General features: G+C 45.1%; 18 protein-coding genes and 1 pseudogene. 2 read left to right on the forward strand and 17 right to left on the reverse strand.

Annotation, left to right across the window (positions count from 1 at the left end):
- The first annotated feature begins 128 nt into the window (after positions 1–128).
- Positions 129–998 carry a DUF975 family protein gene (locus O3642_RS09050; RefSeq protein WP_371605825.1) on the forward strand — a complete coding sequence of 290 codons (870 nt, stop codon included), beginning with the start codon at positions 129–131 and terminating at the stop codon, positions 996–998.
- A gap of 57 nt (positions 999–1055) precedes the next feature.
- On the opposite strand, the gene O3642_RS09055 is transcribed toward O3642_RS09050, so the two are convergent.
- From O3642_RS09055 to hisS, 16 genes and pseudogenes are all read right to left on the reverse strand, one after another.
- A complete protein-coding gene (locus O3642_RS09055; protein ID WP_004219529.1) occupies positions 1056–1508 on the reverse strand; it encodes a CoA-binding protein in 453 nt (150 codons plus the stop codon).
- Between the two features lie 70 nt (positions 1509–1578).
- On the reverse strand, positions 1579–4224 hold the full coding sequence (gene polA / locus O3642_RS09060) for a DNA polymerase I (protein WP_371605826.1): 2646 nt from the start codon (positions 4222–4224) through the stop codon (positions 1579–1581).
- 257 nt (positions 4225–4481) lie between these two features.
- Complete coding sequence (locus tag O3642_RS09065; RefSeq protein ID WP_371605827.1) at positions 4482–5945, reverse strand: alpha-L-fucosidase; 1464 nt, start codon at positions 5943–5945, stop codon at positions 4482–4484.
- Between the two features lie 141 nt (positions 5946–6086).
- Complete coding sequence (gene trpA / locus O3642_RS09070) at positions 6087–6863, reverse strand: tryptophan synthase subunit alpha (RefSeq protein WP_151379391.1); 777 nt, start codon at positions 6861–6863, stop codon at positions 6087–6089.
- 1 nt (position 6864) lies between these two features.
- Positions 6865–8070 (reverse strand): tryptophan synthase subunit beta, encoded by a 1206-nt coding sequence (trpB, locus tag O3642_RS09075; protein ID WP_003010834.1) that lies wholly within the window; start codon positions 8068–8070, stop codon positions 6865–6867.
- Complete coding sequence (locus tag O3642_RS09080) at positions 8060–8647, reverse strand: phosphoribosylanthranilate isomerase (RefSeq protein ID WP_151379392.1); 588 nt, start codon at positions 8645–8647, stop codon at positions 8060–8062. Before O3642_RS09080 ends, trpB begins: the two co-directional genes overlap by 11 nt.
- A complete protein-coding gene (gene trpC / locus O3642_RS09085; protein WP_003010844.1) occupies positions 8634–9401 on the reverse strand; it encodes an indole-3-glycerol phosphate synthase TrpC in 768 nt (255 codons plus the stop codon). Before trpC ends, O3642_RS09080 begins: the two co-directional genes overlap by 14 nt.
- Positions 9398–10402: an anthranilate phosphoribosyltransferase gene (trpD, locus tag O3642_RS09090; protein WP_037606248.1), complete on the reverse strand. Its 1005-nt coding sequence runs from the start codon at positions 10400–10402 to the stop codon at positions 9398–9400. The genes trpC and trpD overlap by 4 nt, the downstream gene beginning before the upstream one ends.
- 9 nt (positions 10403–10411) lie before the next feature.
- A pseudogene (locus tag O3642_RS09095) lies at positions 10412–10972 on the reverse strand (aminodeoxychorismate/anthranilate synthase component II); the annotation flags it as partial.
- Positions 10969–12327: an anthranilate synthase component I gene (trpE, locus tag O3642_RS09100; RefSeq protein ID WP_003010881.1), complete on the reverse strand. Its 1359-nt coding sequence runs from the start codon at positions 12325–12327 to the stop codon at positions 10969–10971. The pseudogene O3642_RS09095 and the gene trpE, both read right to left, overlap by 4 nt.
- Positions 12328–12909: 582 nt before the next feature.
- Positions 12910–13272, reverse strand: coding sequence for a DUF1304 domain-containing protein (locus tag O3642_RS09105; protein ID WP_003010841.1), 363 nt, complete (start codon positions 13270–13272; stop codon positions 12910–12912).
- A 15-nt stretch (positions 13273–13287) separates the two neighbouring features.
- Positions 13288–13716 carry a MarR family winged helix-turn-helix transcriptional regulator gene (locus O3642_RS09110; RefSeq protein ID WP_003010887.1) on the reverse strand — a complete coding sequence of 143 codons (429 nt, stop codon included), beginning with the start codon at positions 13714–13716 and terminating at the stop codon, positions 13288–13290.
- Positions 13717–13984: 268 nt separating this feature from the next.
- Positions 13985–14614, reverse strand: coding sequence for an HAD-IA family hydrolase (locus tag O3642_RS09115; protein ID WP_003010895.1), 630 nt, complete (start codon positions 14612–14614; stop codon positions 13985–13987).
- Complete coding sequence (locus O3642_RS09120) at positions 14611–15891, reverse strand: MATE family efflux transporter (protein ID WP_003010865.1); 1281 nt, start codon at positions 15889–15891, stop codon at positions 14611–14613. Before O3642_RS09120 ends, O3642_RS09115 begins: the two co-directional genes overlap by 4 nt.
- A 50-nt stretch (positions 15892–15941) precedes the next feature.
- Positions 15942–17426 carry a threonine synthase gene (gene thrC, locus O3642_RS09125; protein ID WP_003010885.1) on the reverse strand — a complete coding sequence of 495 codons (1485 nt, stop codon included), beginning with the start codon at positions 17424–17426 and terminating at the stop codon, positions 15942–15944.
- Between the two features lie 180 nt (positions 17427–17606).
- Positions 17607–18890 (reverse strand): histidine--tRNA ligase, encoded by a 1284-nt coding sequence (gene hisS / locus O3642_RS09130; protein ID WP_003010893.1) that lies wholly within the window; start codon positions 18888–18890, stop codon positions 17607–17609.
- Between the two features lie 170 nt (positions 18891–19060).
- On the opposite strand from hisS, the gene O3642_RS09135 reads away from it, so the two are divergent.
- Complete coding sequence (locus O3642_RS09135; protein WP_003010891.1) at positions 19061–19402, forward strand: metal-sulfur cluster assembly factor; 342 nt, start codon at positions 19061–19063, stop codon at positions 19400–19402.
- Between the two features lie 160 nt (positions 19403–19562).
- Here O3642_RS09135 and O3642_RS09140 read toward each other — a convergent pair whose 3' ends face one another.
- Complete coding sequence (locus O3642_RS09140; protein ID WP_070666723.1) at positions 19563–20837, reverse strand: uracil-xanthine permease family protein; 1275 nt, start codon at positions 20835–20837, stop codon at positions 19563–19565.
- Positions 20838–21269 lie beyond the last annotated feature (432 nt).

The raw sequence follows: 21269 nt of genomic DNA on the forward strand, positions 1-21269 counted from the left end.
ACAGTCCCAGCCTTCTTATTCCTGTCACAGTTTTCCTGTGAGCACCTGTACGATTGTACCAAATTTTACCGGATCTGTCACGGACTTATGTTATAATAAAAAGTACTACTATGAAGAGAGTGTCATCTATGAACCTTAAACTGATTCGCCTCCGGGCACGTACCATGCAAGTCCAGCAACCGGGCCTAGCTATCCTTTTTGCTCTTCCGGTCCTGTTGACCATTCTTACTAACTTTCTCTTAAGTGGGCAAGATCTGATCAATCTACTACCGGATATGACCTTGCTGCAAGCAAGTATCTACATGATCCAGCGGCAGCTCTTTCCTTCTGTCGTCTCCTTTGTCATCTCCATTTTAGTGGTTGGTGCGACTTTTAGCTATTTAGATACGATTAATCCCAAGATCGAACACCGAACACGCGTCTTAGATATCTTTAAACAAGATCGCTTTACCTCTGTATTTGCCACCTTGATCTTAAAGCAAGTCGTCCTCTTTTTATGGGGACTCATCCTCTATGTAGGGAGTCTCATCAGCACCTACGCTAGCATTCGATTTTTGGCGATCTATGATAAGGTGAGTAACCCTAGCACTTTGAGTGCTTCCAGTCCTGAATTCCAATCTCTCATGCAACAAATGCCTCTGATGACTGCTGGTGTTGTACTTGGCCTGATTGGCCTCCTCTTTTATCTGCCACAATACTACAGTCTCAGCTTGGTCGAATTGATCCTCTATGAGCAATTACGAGACAGCGACTACAAGGGAGCCTTTGGAGTCCTTCGCCAAAGTCGTGAAACCATGAAAGGGTTCCGCAGCAATCGCTTGGTGCTCGATCTAACCTTGGTTGGTTGGTACTTTCTGAATTACTTCACGCGCGATGTCATCGGCTTTTATACCATGCCTTATTTTATCAACTGCCAAATTGCCTTTTATGATCAAATCAAGCAGATTAAACAAGGGCCGCGCCATTTTACAGACCATCCAAGCCATGAAACTGAATAAGAGTAAGAAGAAAACCCCAGCTTGCTGGGGTTTTCTTCTATGTCAATTGTTTATCATTTATAAACCGTACAGGGAATCTTCTAAGATCAGTCGGGTGTGTTCCCGTTTGATACAGCGGTTCATGACGATATCTTCTCGTCCAGCTCCACGAAGGATTTCTTCTGCTTCTTGATTTTCCAGCTCCAATTGTGCCCAGAAAATTTTCGCATCCGTCTCAATAAAATCACGTGCCACATCTGGTAAAAACTCACTGCGACGATATACATCAACGATATCTACTGGGAATGGGATCTCCTGTAAGCTAGCGTACACCGTTTCTCCAAGGATCTGGCCACCAGCTGCACGAGGATTAACGGGAATAATCCGATAGCCCCGTTCTTGCATCTCCTTGCTGACACGATGACTGGTCGTATCTTCACGATCAGATAATCCAACTACAGCGATGATCTTGCTCGTTTCTAGGTAATGTTTGATAATGCCATCACTAGGATTGCGAAATGAATAAGCCATAAGAATCTCCTTTTGTGTTTCTTGTCTTAAGAATTTATATGGTACTGGACGTGCTTGTATGACGTCCATTTTATTTGGCTTCATACCATGTTTTGCCTTCATTTTCATCGGCTTCCAGTGGTACCACAAGTTCGATAGCGGATTCCATGGTCTCTTTGACGAGTTCTTTGATCGCTGCCAGTTCATCACTTGGTACCTGCAGAACGATTTCATCGTGCACCTGAAGAAGCATCTTGGTCTTGTATGCTCCTCTTTCTAGCGCTTGGTCCAAGTGGATCATGGCAATTTTCAAGATATCTGCTGCCGATCCTTGGATGGGTGAGTTGATAGCTGTCCGCTCCGCAAAGCCTCGAACATTGAAGTTGCGAGAATTGATATCTGGAATCTCCCGACGACGCTTGAAGAGGGTTTCTACATAGCCTTTGTCACGCGCTTCCCGTACCACTCTCTCCATATAGTCCTTGATGCCAGGGTAGCGTTCGAAGTAGGTCTCAATGTAGGCCTTGGCTTCTTTTCGACTGATCCCTAAGTTGTTAGACAGTCCAAAGTCGGAAATTCCATAAACCACACCGAAGTTTACTGCTTTTGCATTGCGACGGTCGTTCGGCGTCACGTCTTCTGGTTTTTCAATATTGAAAACGCGCATAGCAGTCGATGTATGGATATCTGCCCCATGTTTAAAGGCATCAATCAAATGCTCATCTCCCGAAATATGGGCCAAGACGCGCAATTCGATCTGTGAATAGTCCGAACTCAGCAAGACACTGTTTTCCTCTTCTGGGACAAAGGCCTTACGAATAAGGCGACCTTGTTCCAATCGGACAGGGATATTTTGCAAATTGGGATCCACGCTAGACAAACGGCCTGTCTGCGTCAAATCCTGTACATAGCGGGTATGGATCTTCCCATCTTCCAAAATCCAATCTTGAAGACCGATGACATAGGTCGACTGGATCTTAGCAATTTGGCGGTATTCAAGAATCTTAGACACAATCGGTGCAATTGGAGCCAGGCGTTCCAAGACATCAACGGCTGTTGAATAGCCGGTTTTGGTCTTCTTAGTATATTCAAGAGGGAGTTCCAATTTTTCAAAGAGGATGACACCCAATTGTTTTGGAGAATTGATGTTAAACTCTTCGCCTGCTAGCTCGTAGATTTCTTGGGTCAAGCGTTCCAAAACCACTTCGTTTTCCGCCTGCATGTCTTCTAGGGTCTGGCGTTCTACCTTAATCCCTGCGATTTCCATCTTGGCCAAAACAGCTGCTAGTGGTTGCTCCATATCATAGAGCAAATCTAGCTGGTCATGGGCTTGCAACTGTTCCACCATGGGCTCTTCGGTATCCAGTAGAACAGCGACTTTCCGTGCCAAATGCTCTAATAGGACCGCCTTCTCTGGGATAGCTTTTTTGACTCCCTTGCCATAAACGACTTCGTCCAGCGGCAGCGCAATCTGACTATAGAGACTCGCAATGGTTGAAATTTCATTGTCCTCTACGGTCGACAAGAGATACTTGGCCAATCGACTGTCAAACGCGGGATTTTGAAGGGAAATGCCCAAGTGGCTGAGCAAGACCTTGGCCCGCTTGAAGTCATAGACCTTGAGGAGCGTTTTTTCGAGAAATTCTTTGAAAATCGGTGTTTGTAAAAGACCAGTATCTGTACTCGCGTAGAGCTGACCTTTGATCCCCCATGCGAAACCGATGATGGGTTCCGTATGGTAATTGTCCCCAAAAATCTCAAAATGGAAGAAACTATCTTCCGTGAGCATATCTGAAGTGACTTGCTCGACTTCTGTATAGTCAATAGCTAAAGGAGCCGCTTCTTCTCCACTGAGATCCAAGGCTTGACGGAGTTGCTTAAAGCCCATCTCCTCATAAAACTTGGCGAGATTTTCTAGATGAGGACCCGTATAGGTGATATCGTCCAGGCCAATTTCAATAGGCGCATTGGTATCGATGGTTGCGAGAGTCTTAGACAGATAGGCCTGCTCCTTGTCGTTGATGAGGTTTTCCTTCATCTTAGAAGCCTTCATCTCATCGATATGCTCGTAAATGCCATCGAGAGAGCCGTATTCTAGGAGTAGTTTGATCCCGGTCTTTTCTCCGATCTTGGTGACACCTGGGATATTATCCGACTTATCTCCCATCAAGGCCTTGAGGTCGATAAATTGCTCTGGTGTCAGCCCCATCTTTTCTTTCAGATAGGCTGGAGTGAATTCCTCAAACTCCGCCACCCCTTTTTTAGAGATTTCAACCACCGTATTGTCATCTGTCAGCTGGATCAAATCCTTGTCCCCAGAGACAATGGTCACATCAAATGGCACCGAGCTAGTTTCTGCCATCTTATCCAGCGTTCCAATAATATCATCCGCTTCATACTGGGCCAGCTCATAATGACGGATTCCCAAATGATTTAATTGCTCACGAATGAAAGGAAACTGCTCACGGAACTCATCTGGAGTTTTTGCACGGCCCCCTTTGTAGTCGGCATACATCTCCGTCCGAAAAGTCGTCTTTCCTGCATCAAAAGCAACGAGGACATGGGTCGGTTGGATGCGCTCCAAGAGATGACTCAACATGAGGTTAAAGCCATAGACCGCATTGGTATGCAAACCATTGGCATTTTTGAAGCGATCGATTTGATTATAAAGTGCGAAAAAGGCACGAAAAGCGACGGAAGACCCGTCGATGAGTAGTAATTTATTCTTTTTTTCCATAGGCCTATTATACCACGAATCACAAGGTCTCTGGTACATAAAAACTCTACCCTTTCGGGTAGAGCCTTCTTTAGGAGTTTCTTATGAAAAATGAAGAGAAGTGTTTATTCGCCGTAACAAGAACCTTGTTGTGGCAATTTCTTAAAGCGTTTTGGATAATTAACTGAGATTTTCATTTTCTGTACCTCATTTCTTATTGGATGAGTACAGTATACAAGAGAAACCTAAACGATTCCTTATAGAAAGCTTCAAGAAAACTAAAAGCTGAGGCGCAAAACACGCGGTTGTTTTTTGCTGCAAGCTGGTAACTGAAGATGGAGCCCTGTCTCATCTTGGCTCCAAGAAAAGGGCTGACTTTCTCCAAGGAGTTCCACCTTTTGAATGCGCGCATGAAGGATTCTCGGTTGCTTGAGATCATAGGCGAGAGACGGCAAGGCCAGCTCTTCTGTCCTTCCACTTGGTTCCAGCTGGATAGCATAAAGTAGGCCTTCACGCATGGTATAGCGAAAATCTTGGCTGGTATAGAGTGGCGCTTGCCCGTCTGAGAAGGAACCTTCCTGGGCCTCGGTCGGTCCGTCTGATGACACCCGCCAAGGCCGACTCTGATAAATGGCTTCTCCATTTACCGCCAGCCAGTCCCCGATCTCTGTGAGGATGTCTTGGTCTTGCTCAGGGATGGTTCCATCAGCTTTGGGTCCAATATTGAGCAGAAGATTGCCATTTTTGGCCACAACATCAACTAAATTTTGTAGCAATTCCTTACTGGTCTTGTAGGCTAGATCCTGGGTATAACACCAAGAATTACGGGCGATCGCGGTATCCATTTGCCACGGAAAGACTTGCGTCTCTCCGTATCCTCCCCGCTCCATCTCAACGATTCCTGAACCGAAAGGGAGGGCGTCCTGTTTGTAACAAACAGCCACCTTGCAATCCTCTTGTGCTGCTAGATTGTAATAATAAGCCAAAAAGCGCATCAAGTAGGGACGGAAACTCTCATGCTGGATCCACCAGTCAAAATATAGGAGCTCTGGTTGGTAGTCCCGCACCAGTTCACAGGTTCGCAACAGCCAATCTTCCAAGAATTCTTTACTTGGATAAGGCTTAGAAGTCAGATCAAAATGATCCTTGGGCTCTGGCTCCGCTGGCCAATAAAGGCTGTCTCTTGGGACTTCTTGTGGAATGTCACTAGTGAATTCCTTGCCATGTGAAAAGAAAAACTGGTGTTCTGCCCGGTGAGAGGACGTACAGAAGTGCAGGCCACGTTTTTCTGCTTCCTCCCTCAACTCCCCTAAAACATCTCGTCTCGGCCCCATTTCTAAGCTATTATAAGACGAGAGAGTAGAGGCATACATCTGAAAGCCATCGTGGTGCTCCGCAACTGGGAAAAGATACTGAGCTCCCGCTTTTTGAAAGAGATCTAGCCAAGATGCCGGATCAAAACGATCGGCTGTAAATAGAGGAATGAGATCCTTATAACCAAAGCTAGCCTGGTCTCCAAAATGCTCTCGATGATAGTCATAGCAAGGATTCCCTTGGATATACATATTTCGCGAATACCATTCCGAACCAAAGGCAGGTACACTGTAGACCCCCCAGTGGATAAATATTCCAAATTTGGCATCTCGATACCAATCTGGACAGACTTGATGGCTAAGAGAGTCCCAGGTTGGTTCAAAAGGACCTGACTGGACAACTTGATCAATCTCTTCAAGGCTTATCATTCTCTTCTCCTCTTTTCTTGTTACTACCTCTATTGTAACGAGAAAGCCTCGTTTGTAAAGACAAACGAGGGGAATGTTTAAAATAGTAGACAAAGAGCTTGATCTAGGAGAATCAAGCTGATGATGAATGGAATGAACCTTCTAGCCCTTCACTGCTTGAGAAATAAAACGTGCGATGGCGTCTGTCTCCCCTTGGTGGAGAGCCTTAACGATTTTAGACCCCACAATAACCCCATCTGAGACCTTGTTGAAACGGTGAACATCCTCCATGCTGGAAACTCCAAAACCTGTTAAAACAGGAATGGATGCTATTTCGTGTAATTGGGCCAAGTGGTGATCCAAATCATCTCGATAGCTACCAGCTTTCCCCGTCACTCCATTGACAGCAACGGCATAGATAAATCCTTCTGCATCTTGGATCAATTTCTTTTGGCGCTCGATTCCTGTGGTTAGGCTCACTAGCGGCACCAAAGCGATGTCTTTATCCACTAATAGAGGCTCTACCAGATCCGCATGCTCATGAGGAAGATCCGGAATAATCACTCCCTTGACCGCTGTTCCTTCTACATCTCTAAAAAAGTTTTCGAGCCCATATTGGAACAAGGGGTTGAAATAGGTCATGATAACCAAAGGAACACTTGTCTCCAAGTGCTGGATCGTTTGCACCAGACCCTCTGTCGTTGTCCCATGGGCTAAACTGCGCAATCCTGCCTCTTCAATCACAGGGCCATCTGCCACCGGATCTGAAAAAGGAATGCCAACTTCAATGGCTGAGACACCAAGCTCCTCCAAAAATTGGATGGTTTCCTGCAAACCTGCCAGGCCTTTTTCATGATCTCCTGCCATGATATAAGGAACAAAGATCCCTTGCTGCTGGTCTTTCAGCTTTTGTAAATGCTCTGTTAAGGTCTTTCCCATCTTACTCTCCTCTCTCTTGTTCTAGGCGGTCTTTGACTTGTACCACATCTTTATCCCCACGACCTGATAAGCAAACAATCATGGATTTTTCAGGCCCCATCTCCTTGGCCAATTTCACCGCATAGGCGATAGCATGGCTCGATTCCAGAGCTGGAATGATTCCTTCTACTTTTGAAAGCAATTGAAAAGCTTCTAGTGCTTCTTGGTCTGTCACAGGCACATAGGTCGCCCGCTTGATTTCATGGAAATAAGAATGCTCTGGCCCAATCCCTGGGTAATCGAGACCTGCTGAAATCGAGAAAGCTTCTAAAATCTGTCCATGCGCATCCTGTAAAACATCCATCAAGGCGCCGTGAAGGACTCCCGGACGCCCCTTGGTCAAGGTTGCTGCATGCTGGTCTGTATCTACCCCAAGGCCAGCAGCTTCTGCCCCATACATGGCAACAGAGGTATCCTCAACAAAAGGATAGAAGAGCCCAATGGCGTTCGATCCACCTCCTACACAGGCTAAGACTGCATCTGGTAGCGCACCATCATTTTGCTCTGCAAATTGGCGTTTGGCTTCTCGACCGATGACACTTTGAAAATCACGGACAATTTCTGGGAATGGATGAGGTCCTAGAGCAGAACCCATGATATAGTGGGTATCCTCCACATTTGCTACCCAGGCTCTGAGGGCAGCATTGACCGCATCCTTGAGAACACGCGACCCATCTGTTACTGATTGAACCTTGGCGCCCAACAATTCCATCCGAAAGACATTGAGGGCTTGGCGTTTGACATCTTCTTCTCCCATGTAGATGGTACATTCCATATCAAATAAAGCAGCAGCCGTTGCCGTTGCAACACCGTGCTGTCCAGCCCCTGTTTCTGCGATGATCTTCTTTTTGCCCATCCGGTGTGCCAATAAAACCTGTCCTAGGGCATTATTAATTTTATGAGCCCCTGTGTGGTTGAGGTCTTCTCTTTTAAGAAAGATCTTGGCTCCACCGACATACTTGGTTAGATTCTTAGCGTAATAGAGCGGTGTTTCCCGACCGACATATTGTTTCAGAAGCTGATCCAATTCTGTTTGAAAAGAAGGATCTGCTTGACTTTCTCTGTAGGCTTCTTCTAATTCTAAAACTGCTGTCATCAAGGTTTCAGGGACAAATCGTCCCCCGAACCGCCCGTAAAATCCATTTTTATCTGGTTGTTTATATGCCATGCTTGACCCTTTCTATAAATCGTTTTATCTTTTCTTGATCTTTTTTTCCATTTGTCTCGACTCCACTGGATACATCCACCGCATAAGGATAAAAGAAGCGAATGGCATCTGCTACATTGTCTGCTGTCAAGCCTCCTGCAATAAAGAAAGGCTTTGTGAAGTTTTGGGTTTCGAGTTCTTGCCAGTCAAAGGTCTGTCCACTTCCTGCTACAGGAGCATCAAAGAGCAGATAATTGGCACTGGTCTCAGGAAGAGTTGCATCTTTCCCCACTTGAACAGCGCGAATCGTCTGTTGGGGAAGGTCTTGCAAGATGGTATCATCTATCGGTCCATGCACTTGTATCAGGTCCAAGCCCACAACTTGGCAAGCTTGCTCCACTTCTTCTCTTCGTGGCGATACAAAAACACCAACTTTTTGAACCCCCTTTGGAATCCCTGTAGCCAACTCCCGAGCTTGCTCCAGCGTCACTTGCCGTTTGCTTGGTGCAAAAACAAAACCAATGTAGTCCGCACCGGCTTCAACAGCCGTCTGCACGGCTTCTGGAGTGGACAATCCGCAAATTTTAACCTTTGTCAATCTGCAACTCCTTTACTTTTTCAGCCACATTGTCTGCCTTCATGAAGGCTGTCCCAACGAGAATGCCATTAAAATAAGGAGCCAGCATGCGCGCGTCTGCTACTGTGAAAATAGCAGACTCAGAGATGTAAACCGGTTCTTGTTCAAAACTGGTCGCCAATTCAAGACTAGTATGAAGATCTGTCTCAAAGGTCACCAAGTTGCGATTATTGACCCCGATGATCTGAGCCCCAATCCTGTGAGCGATCTCTAGTTCTGTCAGATTATGGGTCTCCACCAAGACCTCCAGGCCAAGATGGGTCGCAAAATCGAAGAGTTCTTTCAGACGAGCCTCTGGTAAGGCTGCAACTATCAACAAGATCACGGTCGCCCCTGCGTTTCGCGCCCGAATCATTTGCTTTTCATCTACAATGAAATCTTTATTGAGGGTGGGAATACGCACTTGACTAGATATTTCGCTGAGATACTCGATACTGCCCTTGAAAAACACTTGATCAGTCAAGACAGAAATCATCACAGCCCCATTTTCTTCGTAAGTCTTAGCCTGCGCGACGATATCCACATCAACATGAATATCTCCCAGACTCGGGCTAGCCTTTTTCACTTCCGCAATAACCTGAAGCTTTTCTGGATGACTCTTTAGGTAATCATACAAGCGGTAGGTCTCACGCAAAGGTTGGAGTTCCTCTTCTTTCATCGCAGCCACTTCACGCGCCTTTTCCTTTAGAATCTTTGGTAAGAATTCTCGACTCATTTTTGATACTCCTGTAATAATCTCAATTTCTCAAGGGCAGCCCCACTGGCAATCACTTCACGTGCCAAGGCAATCCCCTCCTTGATAGAATCTACCTTGCCGTTGGCATAAAAACCAAGGCCAGCATTCAATACAGTCACTTCTAAGAAGGGACTCGCTTCATTCTTCAAGACACTGAGCAAAATTTCCGCATTGCGTTTGGCGTCTCCACCTCGTACTTGATCAATTTCAATGCGCTCCATTCCCATATCTTCTGGTTGAAAGCTGGATAAGGTAACCTGTCCATCTTCCAGAATAGCGAGCTGGGTTTCTCCATCAAGGCCTGCCTCGTCCAAACCTTGCGGGCCACTCACTACCACTGCGCGTTTCCGTCCCAAATTCTTTAGAATCTCCGCCGTACTTTCTAGCATATCTGGACGACTGGTTCCCAATAGCTGGGTTTCTAGAGGAATCGGATTGATAAGAGGACCAGTTAAGTTCATCACCGTTGGAACCCCTAGTGCCAAGCGAGCGGGCATAATATAGCGCATGCCAGGGTGCAAATTTTTGGCAAATAGGAAGACAATTCCCGCCTTTTCAAACACTCGTCCCAAGTCTTCTGGACCCAAATCAAGGTTAATCCTTAGAGCTTCTAGTACATCCGCAGAACCAGATTTAGAAGAGATCGAACGATTTCCGTGTTTCGCCATCTTGATGCCACCACCAGCAAGGACGAAGGCAGCTGTTGTTGAAATATTGAAACTATAAGAACGATCGCCCCCCGTTCCACAATTGTCCATTGCTCCTTGAACTTCTGTAGGAATAGCAACTGCATAGGCCTGCATCACTTTTGCAATAGCCGTCCGCTCTTCAACCGTTTCTCCCTTCATTTTGAGACCTAGAAGAAGGGCCGTCACCTGTGCTTCTGAAGCACGACCAGCAACAACTTCCTCCATGGCAGCTTCTAACTCTGCACTGGTTAGATCCATTCCTTCCGCTACTTTTGCAAGCACTTGTTTCATCTTCCGCTCCTTGACTAGTTTGACAAAATTTTCGATGGTCTTGAGCCCATCTGGCGTCCCGATACTTTCTGGATGGTATTGAAAACCATAAATCGGTAAGCTGCGGTGTTGAATTCCCATAATCGCTTGATCATCCGTCGTCCGAGAGGTAATGACAAAATCCTCTGGCATGTCTTCAATCGTCAGCGAATGGTAACGCATGACTGGGACTTCTTTTGCGACACCCGCGTATAGAGGAGAGGGAGCTTCTAGCTGGATCTGGCTTTGTTTGCCATGCATGACCTGTGGCGCCAATCCCAAACGCCCTCCAAAAACTTCCGCAATCGCTTGATGCCCCAAGCAGATCCCCAAGATTGGTTTGACCCCCGCGAAATCTCGGATCATCTCCTCCATCTTGCCCGCATCCTTTGGCCAACCCGGACCTGGAGAAAAGACCAAGGCATCTGCTTCTTGGGCAACTTGGTACAAATCCGGATCATCATTTCGAAGCACCTGGACCTCATCAAATTTTCCGATATACTGTGCTAAATTGTAAGTAAATGAATCGTAATTATCGACTAATAAAATCATCCTTCTTCTCCAATCCTTGTCATCGATTTTGCCTTATTGACGGTTTCTTGGTATTCATTTTCAGCAATCGAATCATAAACGATTCCTGCTCCGGCCTGCACATAAGCCTTCTTATTTTTGAGGATCATGGTTCGAATCGCAATAGCAAAATCGAGATCCCCCGTCACAGAGAGATAGCCAATAGCCCCCGCATAGACGCCTCGTTTTTCTTTTTCTGCCTCATAGATCCGCTTCATGGCTCGAATCTTGGGAGCACCCGAAACGGTTCCAGCTGGAAGAGTTGCCTTCAGAGCCTCAATGGAGGCTAGTCCAGGAAGTAATTGTCCCTTGACCACACTCGTCAGGTGCATGACATAACGGAAGAACTCCACTTCCATATATTTGGTCACTTCAACTGACCCATTTTGAGCGATACGCCCAATATCGTTTCGCCCTAGATCCACCAACATCCGGTGTTCTGCGACTTCTTTTGGATCCCCTGCCAAATCAGCTGCCAATTGCCGATCAGACTCCTCATCGATCCCTCTTGGTCGCGTGCCAGCAATGGGATTGGTTGTCACCACTCGATCCTTGACCGACACCAGACTTTCTGGACTGGCACCGATAATTTGATACTCCCCAAAATCATAAAAGTAGAGATAATTCGAAGGATTGGTCACGCGCAAATTGCGGTAATAATCTAGCGGTTTTCCTGAAAAATCAGCTGAAAAACGTTGACTGAGCACGCATTGGAACATATCTCCTTTTCGTATATAGTCCCGGGCTAAGGCCACCATTTCCTCAAACTCTTTTTGCTCCAAATGATTGTGGAAATGAAGCGCATGCAGGTCCTTGTCCTGAAACTCTTCCTTTGCAGGTCTTGCCAATTGTGCTAACACTTGCTCCAAGCTCGACGCTTGCTCTGCTTCACTTCGCCCACTATAGAGGTTCTCTTCCACCACATAGACCTTTTCCTTTTTGTGGTCAAAAATCACATAGCTTTCATATAAGAAAAAGTGGAGATCTGGGGTGCCGATCGTATCTTCAGGAATAGAACCGATGTTCTCATAGAGGCCAATCAAGTCATAGCCGACAAATCCAATCGCCCCACCGTTAAAAGGAAGTTCTTCGGAAGTTTTCGTTTTGACCGTGATGCGATTCAAAAAGTCCAAAGGATCCTCTTCAACAATTTGATCATTGTAATAGAGGACGCCATTTTCAAATTTGACTTCACTGACTGGCCGATAGGCTACAATTGAAAAACGCGCATTCTCTTTTTCACGAGGGATCGACTCCAAGATCATTTTATGGGGCGCTTCCAAACGCATATAAGCCAAAATTGGACTCAACACATCAGCAGATAAAACTTTTTTCATATCAGAAACCTCTCTTTTAGAACTCTTTTATTCTAATGAATTCAACCGCACCTTGGCTTGCTAAGGCGATCAAGGGTATCCCATCGCCCAATTCTCGCTTTGGGATCAATGTGCCTAAGCTCGCTTCGCTCGCTAAGGCTATTAAGGTTATCCCATCGCTCTGTTTACGCTTTGGGATCAATGTGCCTAAGCTCGCTTCGCTCGCTAAGGCACATAGAAAAGCCCTCACACAAAAACTGTGTGAGGGCGTAGTGTACGCGGTGCCACCTCTTTTATAGGGAAAAATAGCTGGTCTTTCCCTACATCTCTATCTCCTCTATCAAGGAGTTGCACGGTAAGGGGTGCCAACCGAATTCACATGGGTTAGAATTCATTGATCATAACAGTCCAATTTTCATCAGTCGCTATTGCTTGTTCACAATTCCCACAAGCTCCCTGGAAATAGCTGACTCATTACTTTTCTGTTGCTACCATTATAACCCTTTTTCTTAGAAAGTCAATAAAAATTTTAGTCTTTTTTTATACTTTTTTCTACACTAATTTAATAAAATCAGCTCAAAGAGCCCTAGCAGCCCGTCCTTTTTATCCCAAAAATAAGATACTCAACAAAGCCAAAATTGCAGGGCCACCTTGGGTCAAGATAATCTTTTTATTAGCTGTCATCGCACCGTAGACTGCAGCTCCAATAATAAAAAGCACAAAAATCGTAACAACTTCAATATTTTTAGAAACAAACAATCCATACAATAGGAACACCCCAATCAAGGCATTGTATATCCCTTGATTCTTAAATAAAGAGGTCACAGATGGGCGAGCGAGTTCTTCTTTATCCATGTTGAAAACCCGACTTGTGGTATCAGATGTGGTTTTGATGCTCTCCAAATAAAAAATATATAAATGCTCCAGTGCAGCAAGACTTGCTAAAATAATCGTCAGTAATGACATCGTAGATTCTCCTTTTTATTCAACTGTTATTTGTTCAATGCCAGATACTAATTTGTCCAGCAGGTAAGAAAATTGCTCTTGTTCTTGAGCAGTCAAAATCCGACTCATCTGTTCTTTCACCGCCACATGATGGCGAGGGGGATGTTTGACCAAACGATTATAGGCCATATCCGTCAAATGAATTAAGATTTCCCGCTGATTCTTTGGATTTCGACTCCGATGGACAAATCCTTCCTTTTCTAATATTTTGAAATGCCGCGTTAAAGCCGCTGGATCAATCCGCAAGCGCTCCTGAACCGCGATCTGATTGCAAGGTGCTTGTTCTAATAAATCCTGCAAAATTTGATAACGTGTTAAGCTAATCCCTAGGCGCTTTTCAAAAAGTTGCGTAGTTGATTGATCTGCCAAACGTAGTTGGTAGAGCAAATCATTTATTTCTGCCATGTCCCTTCCTCTATTCATTTTTGATAAATCAATAATTGACTAATCAATTATAAAATATTTCATATCCTCTTGCAAGAAAAAGAACTTGCACTATTCTTTCACACAAAAAAAGCCGCCTGATTTGGCGACTCTTAGGGAGATTATTATGAAAAAGAAAAGTTTTAGGATTTTTCTAAACAAAGTTAGGAGGTCTTTGTTTATGCTTTTATTATAGCGGACATTTCTTAAAGAAAGCTTACGACTTTATTTCAAAATGAAAACAAATTCTTTACAGATTCTTTTCAGCGTTTAAAATACCTGGGATATCTAGTAAGGTGTTCATCTGATGGTTGCCTTGATAGTCAGACGTCAAGAAATTGATACTCTGAATCTGGCTATTTCTTGCAAAGTCAATATCCAGGCTCCGATCCCCAATATAGTAGGTATTTTCTGGCTCCAACCCGTACTTCTCCATCAGATACCTAGCAGCTTCTGGGTCAGGCTTGCGGGCAAAACCACTTTGACTGGTCAAAATCTCTGTAAAAAAAGATTCCAAACCCAAATCCCGTAGGATGACAAAGGCATTCTCTCCCTTATGAGTATAGACAAACTGCTCAATTCCAGCTTCTTGTCCCCAGGATAGGACATCACGCGCCCCATCCATCAGAAGGACCTGGGCATTTTTCTCCGCTAGACTTTCTGCTCGGCGATGATTCAAGTCGGTCACATCCAGATGATACTCCTCCGCCACAGCTACTAAAAGATCTTGAACCGAATGCTTCAAGATGTAGTCTTTAATGCTGGCTCGATCAAAGGGAAGCTGATAAGTTGCATAGGTCTCCTCAAGACCTGCTAAAATAGCATCATAGGAATCCAGCAAAGTTCCGTCCAAATCCCAAATAAAGGCTCGTTTTGTCATTTTTTCTTCTCTCCTACTTTTCGTCTATAGAGCTGACTCAAAAATAGCCAACGGAAACCATTGTCGAGCAGTGTCCCCGTCCAGACCCCTGGAAGGCCAAAGCCAAGGGTTACTCCAAGCAGATAACCGGCTCCAATTCGAATGACCCACATGCCAATCGTCGTCGCATAAAATGGAAGCTTCCCATTTCCCAAGCCTTGCCAAACAGCTGTATAGATGACCGTTCCTGCTGTAAACGGCGTTCCCAACAAAGAAAAGAGGACAACCGATAAACTAGCTTCTACTGCTTTTGTATCTTGTGTGTAGAGATGGGTTAGAAGAGTGCCACCGAAAAAGATTCCCAAGGCAATGGGTAACATGAACACGAAGGACAACCAGTAAGACTGCTTTCGAAGGCGGGCAATCTGCTCAAGATCACCTTCACCCAGGCTCCGTGCTACGAGCATGACCGTCGCTGTGGCCACCCCAAACACAGGCATGTAGTTAAACTGGGTCAAGGTCTCTCCGATGGCATTTCCTGCGACTGCCTCGGTCCCAAAAGCAACCACGATCGCAATGATTACCACATCTCCAGCCCGCATCATCAGCCGCTCTCCGGCAGCTGGAAGTGCTAAGTTCAAGAGCTTACGATCCAATCCCCAACCAAGGGGTGCAAAAGGTAGCTGGACCTTTTGCCACAAGAGGATGACGCCCACCAGACGGGCCAGCACCGTCCCCAAAGCTGCTCCGACAATGCCCCAACCAAAAAGGAAAATGGCCACAGAGGAGAATAGAGCATTCAAAACATTGGTCAACAAGCTCACATACATAGGAATACGTGGATTGTTGGCCACCCGAACCAAGGAGCCCAAGGTCGTCATCAATCCTAAGAGAACTATGGTCCCGCCAACCAAGGAAAGGTAAATCCCCCCGCTTTCGGCTACTGCAGCTTCAGTCCCCAACAGCGAAATCATCTGGCGTCCAAATAACAGCGAAGCCCCTCCTAAGAGAGCACTCAACAGTAAGGTCACCTTCAGTGACTCTGTCGCATGGTAGGCAATATTATCTTGATCTTTTTCGCCCAAGCTTTTGGACATGACACTGGCAACTGCCGCACCCAGTGCCAAAAAGATAGCCTGATAGATGGTGATGATGTTTCCTGCGACGGAAACACCTGAAATGGCAATCAAGCCCAGGTGAGCCACTAAATAAGAGTCCACCATGCCCATCAGCATTTGTAAGAAATTTTCACCCATGGCAGGAAGGGCGATGTTTAAGATTTTTTTGTATGAATTCATGAGTATATAAAAGAGCCAAACGGCTCTTTTGATCTTTCTAATACAGAGAATTAAAGTCCCAAGTAGTCTTCTACGGCTGCTTGCATGTCTTTGGCTGCCACGCTTGTACGATGGCGAACCGGTGCAGTTTCAAGGCCGTCTACAGCCGGTGGTACAGGAACACCTGAGAGTGTGTGTAATTTAGCCAAGGCTTCGAAATCGCCTAGACCTGTCTCGCCTGTCACCGCTTCTACTGCTACCACTGGGAATTTATAAGGACTTGCTGTAGAGGCAATGACTGTTTTAGCAGTATCCCCTGTTTGGGTCCGGTATTTTTGATAAACGGCTGATGCTACGGCTGTATGAGGGTCTTCGATGTAATCAGACGCTTCATAGACCCGCTTGATCTCTGCAGCAGTTTCTGCTTCATCTGCGTATGCAGCCGCAAACAAATCTAAGATGTCTGCATCAAAGTTGGACAACTGGTACTGACCTGTTGCAACGAGGCTTTCCATCAACTCTTTAGTCTTTGTGGCATCATTGCCAACCAAGTGGAAAATCAAGCGTTCCAAGTTTGAAGAGACCAAGATATCCATCGATGGACTGGTGGTCACCTTGAACTCACGTTTCTTATCATAGACATGTGTTTTGAAGAAGTCTGTCAAGACATTGTTTTCATTTGACGCACAGATCAATTTCCCAACTGGAAGACCGATTTGTTTGGCATAGAAAGCTGCCAAGATATTTCCAAAGTTTCCTGTTGGGACGGTAAAGTTGACTTTTTCTCCCGCTGTGATTTGGCCTGTCTTAACCAATTGAGCATAGGCGTATACGTAATAGACAACCTGAGGCACCAAACGGCCAATGTTCATAGAGTTGGCTGATGAGAATTGCATCTTATTGGCTGCTAATTTTTCACGGAGCGCCACATCATTGAACATGTGTTTGACATTGGTTTGGGCATCGTCAAAATTTCCATCGATCGCGATGACATGGGTATTGTCTCCAGTCTGAGTCGTCATTTGCAATTCTTGCACCTTGCTGACACCATCTTTTGGATAAAAGACAATGATCTCTGTTCCTGGAACATCAGCAAAACCTGCCATCGCAGCTTTTCCAGTATCTCCAGAAGTCGCCGTCAAGATGACAATTTTATTTTCCAAACCGTGCTTTTTAGCTGCTGTTGTCATAAAGTAAGGCAAGATCGACAAAGCCATATCTTTAAAGGCAATGGTTGAACCATGGAAGAGTTCCAAATTGTATTGCCCATCGAGTTTGACAAGCGGAGCAATAGCTGGAGTATCAAACTTGCTGTCATAAGCATGAGAAATACAGTAGTCCAACTCTTCTGCTGTAAAGTCGCCCAAAAAGGCTGACAAAACAAGCTTGGCCACTTCTTGATAAGAGGCATCTTTGAGGGTATCAAAATCCAGCTCTACTTGAGGATAAGAGACTGGAGTAAACAAACCGCCATCTGTCGCCAATCCTTGAAGGATGGCTTGACTAGCTGTTACAGTATTCTTTTCATCTCGTGTTGATTGATAAACTAATGTCATGACTGATTCATTCCTTTACTAGTAGTCTTCTCATTATATCATAAATGTCAGAAAATTTAACGGCTTTTCGCCAAATCTTGGCAAAGGTCGGTAAACAGAAGCTAGATAAAAGAGAGCAGGCGCAACGACTTTGCTCCCACTCCCATGCGAATCTGTTTTACAGGTGTCTGTAAGACTTGATCAAGCCAATCCCAACTCTGCTAAAACAGATGGGAAGTCTTTCTTCAAGCTTTCAAGAGCTACCGTTACTTCTTGACGAGTTTGGTTATTTTTCACAGTAACTTGACCGCTCTCAACTTCACTACTTCCTAAGGTAATCAAGGCTTTGGCCGCAAAGACATCTGCTGACTTAAATTGGGCCTTGAGTTTGCGTCCAAGATAGTCACGTTCTGCCTTGAAACCTTGGATTCGAAGGGCTTGAACCAAGCTAAGCGCTGCTTCATTGACCTCATCTCCTAGGACGGCGATATAGGCATCTAGGCCTGTTTCGATCGGCAATTCTATGCCTTTCTTTTCAAGGACGAGAAGGATCCGTTCCACACCGATACCAAATCCAAAACCAGCTGTCGCAGGGCCACCGAAGTATTCAACCAAACCATCATAGCGACCACCTGCACAGACTGTCAATTCATTGCCTTCAATTTCTGTAATGAACTCAAAAATCGTGTGGTTGTAGTAATCCAGGCCACGCACCATATTGGTATCGATGACATAGGCTACCCCCAAGTCTTCTAACATCCGACGAACCGCATCAAAATGCGCTTGGCTTTCTTCATCCAGATAGTCTAGGATGGAAGGAGCCTGTTCAACCGCGGCCTTGTCTTCTTTTTCTTTTGAATCCAAGACACGAAGCGGATTTTCTTCTAAGCGACGTTGGCTGTCCTTAGACAATTGATCCTTCATTGGCAAGAGATAATCAATCAAGGCTTGACGATAAGCCTGACGACTGGCAGGGCTTCCCAAGGTGTTCAAGTGCAAGGTCACATTGTCAATTCCTAATTCTTTCAGGAATTGCGCTGCCATGGCAATGGTTTCGACATCCGTTGCAGGATTGCTCGATCCAAAGCATTCTACCCCAATTTGGTGGAATTGACGCAAACGACCTGCTTGAGGACGTTCGTAGCGGAACATTGGGCCTATGTAATAGAACTTACTTGGTTTTTGTACCTCAGGCGCAAAGAGTTTGTTTTCTACATACGAGCGGACAACAGGAGCTGTTCCTTCTGGACGAAGCGTGATATGACGGTCTCCCTTGTCATAGAAATCATACATTTCTTTGGTAACGATATCCGTCGTATCCCCTACTGAACGGCTGATGACTTCATAATGTTCGAAGATCGGTGTGCGGATTTCATCATAATTGTATCGCGCAAAGACCTTGCGTGCAAAGCCTTCTACATATTGCCATTTCGCTGAATCGCCAGGAAGGATATCCTGGGTCCCTTTTGGTTTTTGTAATTTCATAGCCTTCATCCTTTGTCTTACTTTTGCCTCTATTTTACCACAAATTCGAAGAGAAATGGAGGCTGGACCGAATTTCCTTCGTTCGACACCTTCAAAACCTCTTTCTCTTCTTGCCTTATCAGCCGAATTATGAGAAAATGGAAGCCATACTACACTGAAAGGATCTTGCGATGAGAGAGGATATCAAAATCAATGACCGCGCCCTGGCACTAGAGAAGCCGTTAATCGAAAAATTGGAGCTTGTATTTGATACCGATGTTGAGTTAGATGTCTATAACCTAGGACTGATCTACGAGATCCATCTAGATGAAGCCGGCACTTGCAAGGTGGTTATGACCTTTACCGATACGGCTTGCAGCTGTGCTGAGAGCCTTCCGATCGAAATCGTCGCTCGCCTAAAAGAAATCGAGGGGATCGAAGATGTCAAGGTTGAAGTGACTTGGTCACCCGCTTGGAAAATTACACGAATCAGCCGATACGGGCGCATCGCCCTTGGTCTTCCACCACGATAATAAGCATTACCTTTTAAAAAATGCATTCAACTAATAAAGGAAGGCCTCTTTGGAAATCCGATCCACAATAAAAACGAGGAACACCAACTCTGCCATCAGAGTTTGTTCCTCGTTTTTATAATGTTTGAATCCATTCAAACTTTTTCACTGCCAGAATGGACTAAGCCTCGTCAACTTTTGGTTCTGGAAGGATTTGATACAACACAATTCCAAGAATGGTTGACGTTGCCACACCCGTGATTTGAAGACCACCGAGGTCAATCATCAAACCACCGATCCCTGATACTAGGATCACACTTGCAATCAAGAGATTCTTTTTATTATCAAAATCAATCTTATGTTCAACTAAAATTTTCAAACCGCTAGCAGCGATAACCCCAAAGAGGGCAATAGACAAGCCTCCCAATACAGGAGTTGGAATGGAGTGCAAGAGTGCTGATAGCTTCCCAATAAAGCTCATGACAACCGCAATCACTGCTGCGCCTGAAATAACGTAAACTGAGTAGACCTTACTAAGGGCCATCACCCCAATGTTTTCCCCATAAGAGGTTACCGGAGGAGCTCCAAAGAATCCAGCAATAATCTGTGCCAAGCCATCTCCAGTAAGCGTATGGTCAAGCCCTGGATCCTTGAAGTAATCACGCTCAGTCAAACTATTTAAAACCATGAGGTGACCAAAATGTTCCGTCATGGTCACAAAGGCAATCGGAGCCATGGTCAAAATCGCACTTGGATAGAGTTTAAAGCTATAATCTACAAATGGAATGTCAAAGTTTGGAACTTGAATCCAATGCGCCGCACTTACCTCTGAGAAATTGACAAAACTATGTCCTGTCAGCAAACCAAGAGCCAATGAGAAAATATAGCCCACAATTAATCCAAGTAAAATTGGGACGACACCGACAATCTTCTTGCCATACATGTTAAATAGGATAACCGCAAAGAGGGTCACCATCGAAATCAATAGAGCATAGCCGCTGTAGCTATTATTTAAGGTTGTCGCATCAGTGACGGCATTCTTCGCAAGACTCAAACCAATGACCATGATAATGGGACCAACCACGATTGGTGGAAGGACCTTATTAATCCAATCTTTACCCGCATGCTTAACAATCAGAGCTACAAACAAGTAGACCAAACCGCCCGCCATGGCACCTTGGGCAACCGCTGCGATTCCATCTGTCTTCATCAACATCTGCATAGCAGCAATATAAGCAAAACTAGATCCCATGTAGGCTGGAATCTTATACTTGGTCACGGTTAAGTGAGCCAAGGTCCCCAAACCAGATGAGAACAAAGCAATGGCAGGATCAATCCCAACCAAAATCGGCACCAGCACTGTCGCCCCAAACATGGCAAACAAATGCTGGAAAGATAAACCAATCAATAAACCAGGTTTTGGCATATCATTCACATCATATTTAACGTCATTCACGATCGTAAAAACCTCCTAAAATTAAGATGCGACAAGCTATGGCTGAACAAAAACGTGTACCTTCGATGACCAAATCGTAAGGATGGACTCCCTGCTTCCATCATCGACGATTTCTTTTTTATCAAACCACTTTTCAATATACAAAAAAATCCCCCACAACAAGGAGATACACAAAATATAGGCTGGTCTTCCCAGGCCTTTCATTTCCATAGCTCCTTGCCTGCCTCTCTGGACAGTATTAAAGGATTGATTCGATTAGCCACAATTATAGCAAATTATAGACGGATTTACAAGAAAAATGACAGATGATACACTCAAATCCCCCAAAAAGTAATATTCATACGCTTCAGCGACAGGGTTAAAAATAGCGACTTTGAGCCAAAAAAGAGGCTGGGACAAAAGTCCTAGCCTCTCAATTATTTTTGGATTGTC

The sequence above is a fragment of the Streptococcus sp. 27098_8_66 genome (assembly GCF_041431945.1).
Lineage (GTDB): Bacteria > Bacillota > Bacilli > Lactobacillales > Streptococcaceae > Streptococcus > Streptococcus dentalis.

What these genes read in the sequence shown, in the direction of transcription:
- O3642_RS09050 (WP_371605825.1), top strand. Translation starts at nt 129, where the DNA reads ATGAACCTTAAACTGATTCGCCTCCGGGCACGTACCATGCAAGTCCAG.
- O3642_RS09055 (WP_004219529.1), bottom strand. Translation starts at nt 1,508, where the DNA reads ATGGCTTATTCATTTCGCAATCCTAGTGATGGCATTATCAAACATTAC.
- polA (WP_371605826.1), bottom strand. Translation starts at nt 4,224, where the DNA reads ATGGAAAAAAAGAATAAATTACTACTCATCGACGGGTCTTCCGTCGCT.
- O3642_RS09065 (WP_371605827.1), bottom strand. Translation starts at nt 5,945, where the DNA reads ATGATAAGCCTTGAAGAGATTGATCAAGTTGTCCAGTCAGGTCCTTTT.
- trpA (WP_151379391.1), bottom strand. Translation starts at nt 6,863, where the DNA reads ATGGGAAAGACCTTAACAGAGCATTTACAAAAGCTGAAAGACCAGCAG.
- trpB (WP_003010834.1), bottom strand. Translation starts at nt 8,070, where the DNA reads ATGGCATATAAACAACCAGATAAAAATGGATTTTACGGGCGGTTCGGG.
- trpC (WP_003010844.1), bottom strand. Translation starts at nt 9,401, where the DNA reads ATGAGTCGAGAATTCTTACCAAAGATTCTAAAGGAAAAGGCGCGTGAA.
- trpD (WP_037606248.1), bottom strand. Translation starts at nt 10,402, where the DNA reads ATGAAACAAGTGCTTGCAAAAGTAGCGGAAGGAATGGATCTAACCAGT.
- trpE (WP_003010881.1), bottom strand. Translation starts at nt 12,327, where the DNA reads ATGAAAAAAGTTTTATCTGCTGATGTGTTGAGTCCAATTTTGGCTTAT.
- O3642_RS09105 (WP_003010841.1), bottom strand. Translation starts at nt 13,272, where the DNA reads ATGTCATTACTGACGATTATTTTAGCAAGTCTTGCTGCACTGGAGCAT.
- O3642_RS09110 (WP_003010887.1), bottom strand. Translation starts at nt 13,716, where the DNA reads ATGGCAGAAATAAATGATTTGCTCTACCAACTACGTTTGGCAGATCAA.
- O3642_RS09115 (WP_003010895.1), bottom strand. Translation starts at nt 14,614, where the DNA reads ATGACAAAACGAGCCTTTATTTGGGATTTGGACGGAACTTTGCTGGAT.
- O3642_RS09120 (WP_003010865.1), bottom strand. Translation starts at nt 15,891, where the DNA reads ATGAATTCATACAAAAAAATCTTAAACATCGCCCTTCCTGCCATGGGT.
- thrC (WP_003010885.1), bottom strand. Translation starts at nt 17,426, where the DNA reads ATGACATTAGTTTATCAATCAACACGAGATGAAAAGAATACTGTAACA.
- hisS (WP_003010893.1), bottom strand. Translation starts at nt 18,890, where the DNA reads ATGAAATTACAAAAACCAAAAGGGACCCAGGATATCCTTCCTGGCGAT.
- O3642_RS09135 (WP_003010891.1), top strand. Translation starts at nt 19,061, where the DNA reads ATGAGAGAGGATATCAAAATCAATGACCGCGCCCTGGCACTAGAGAAG.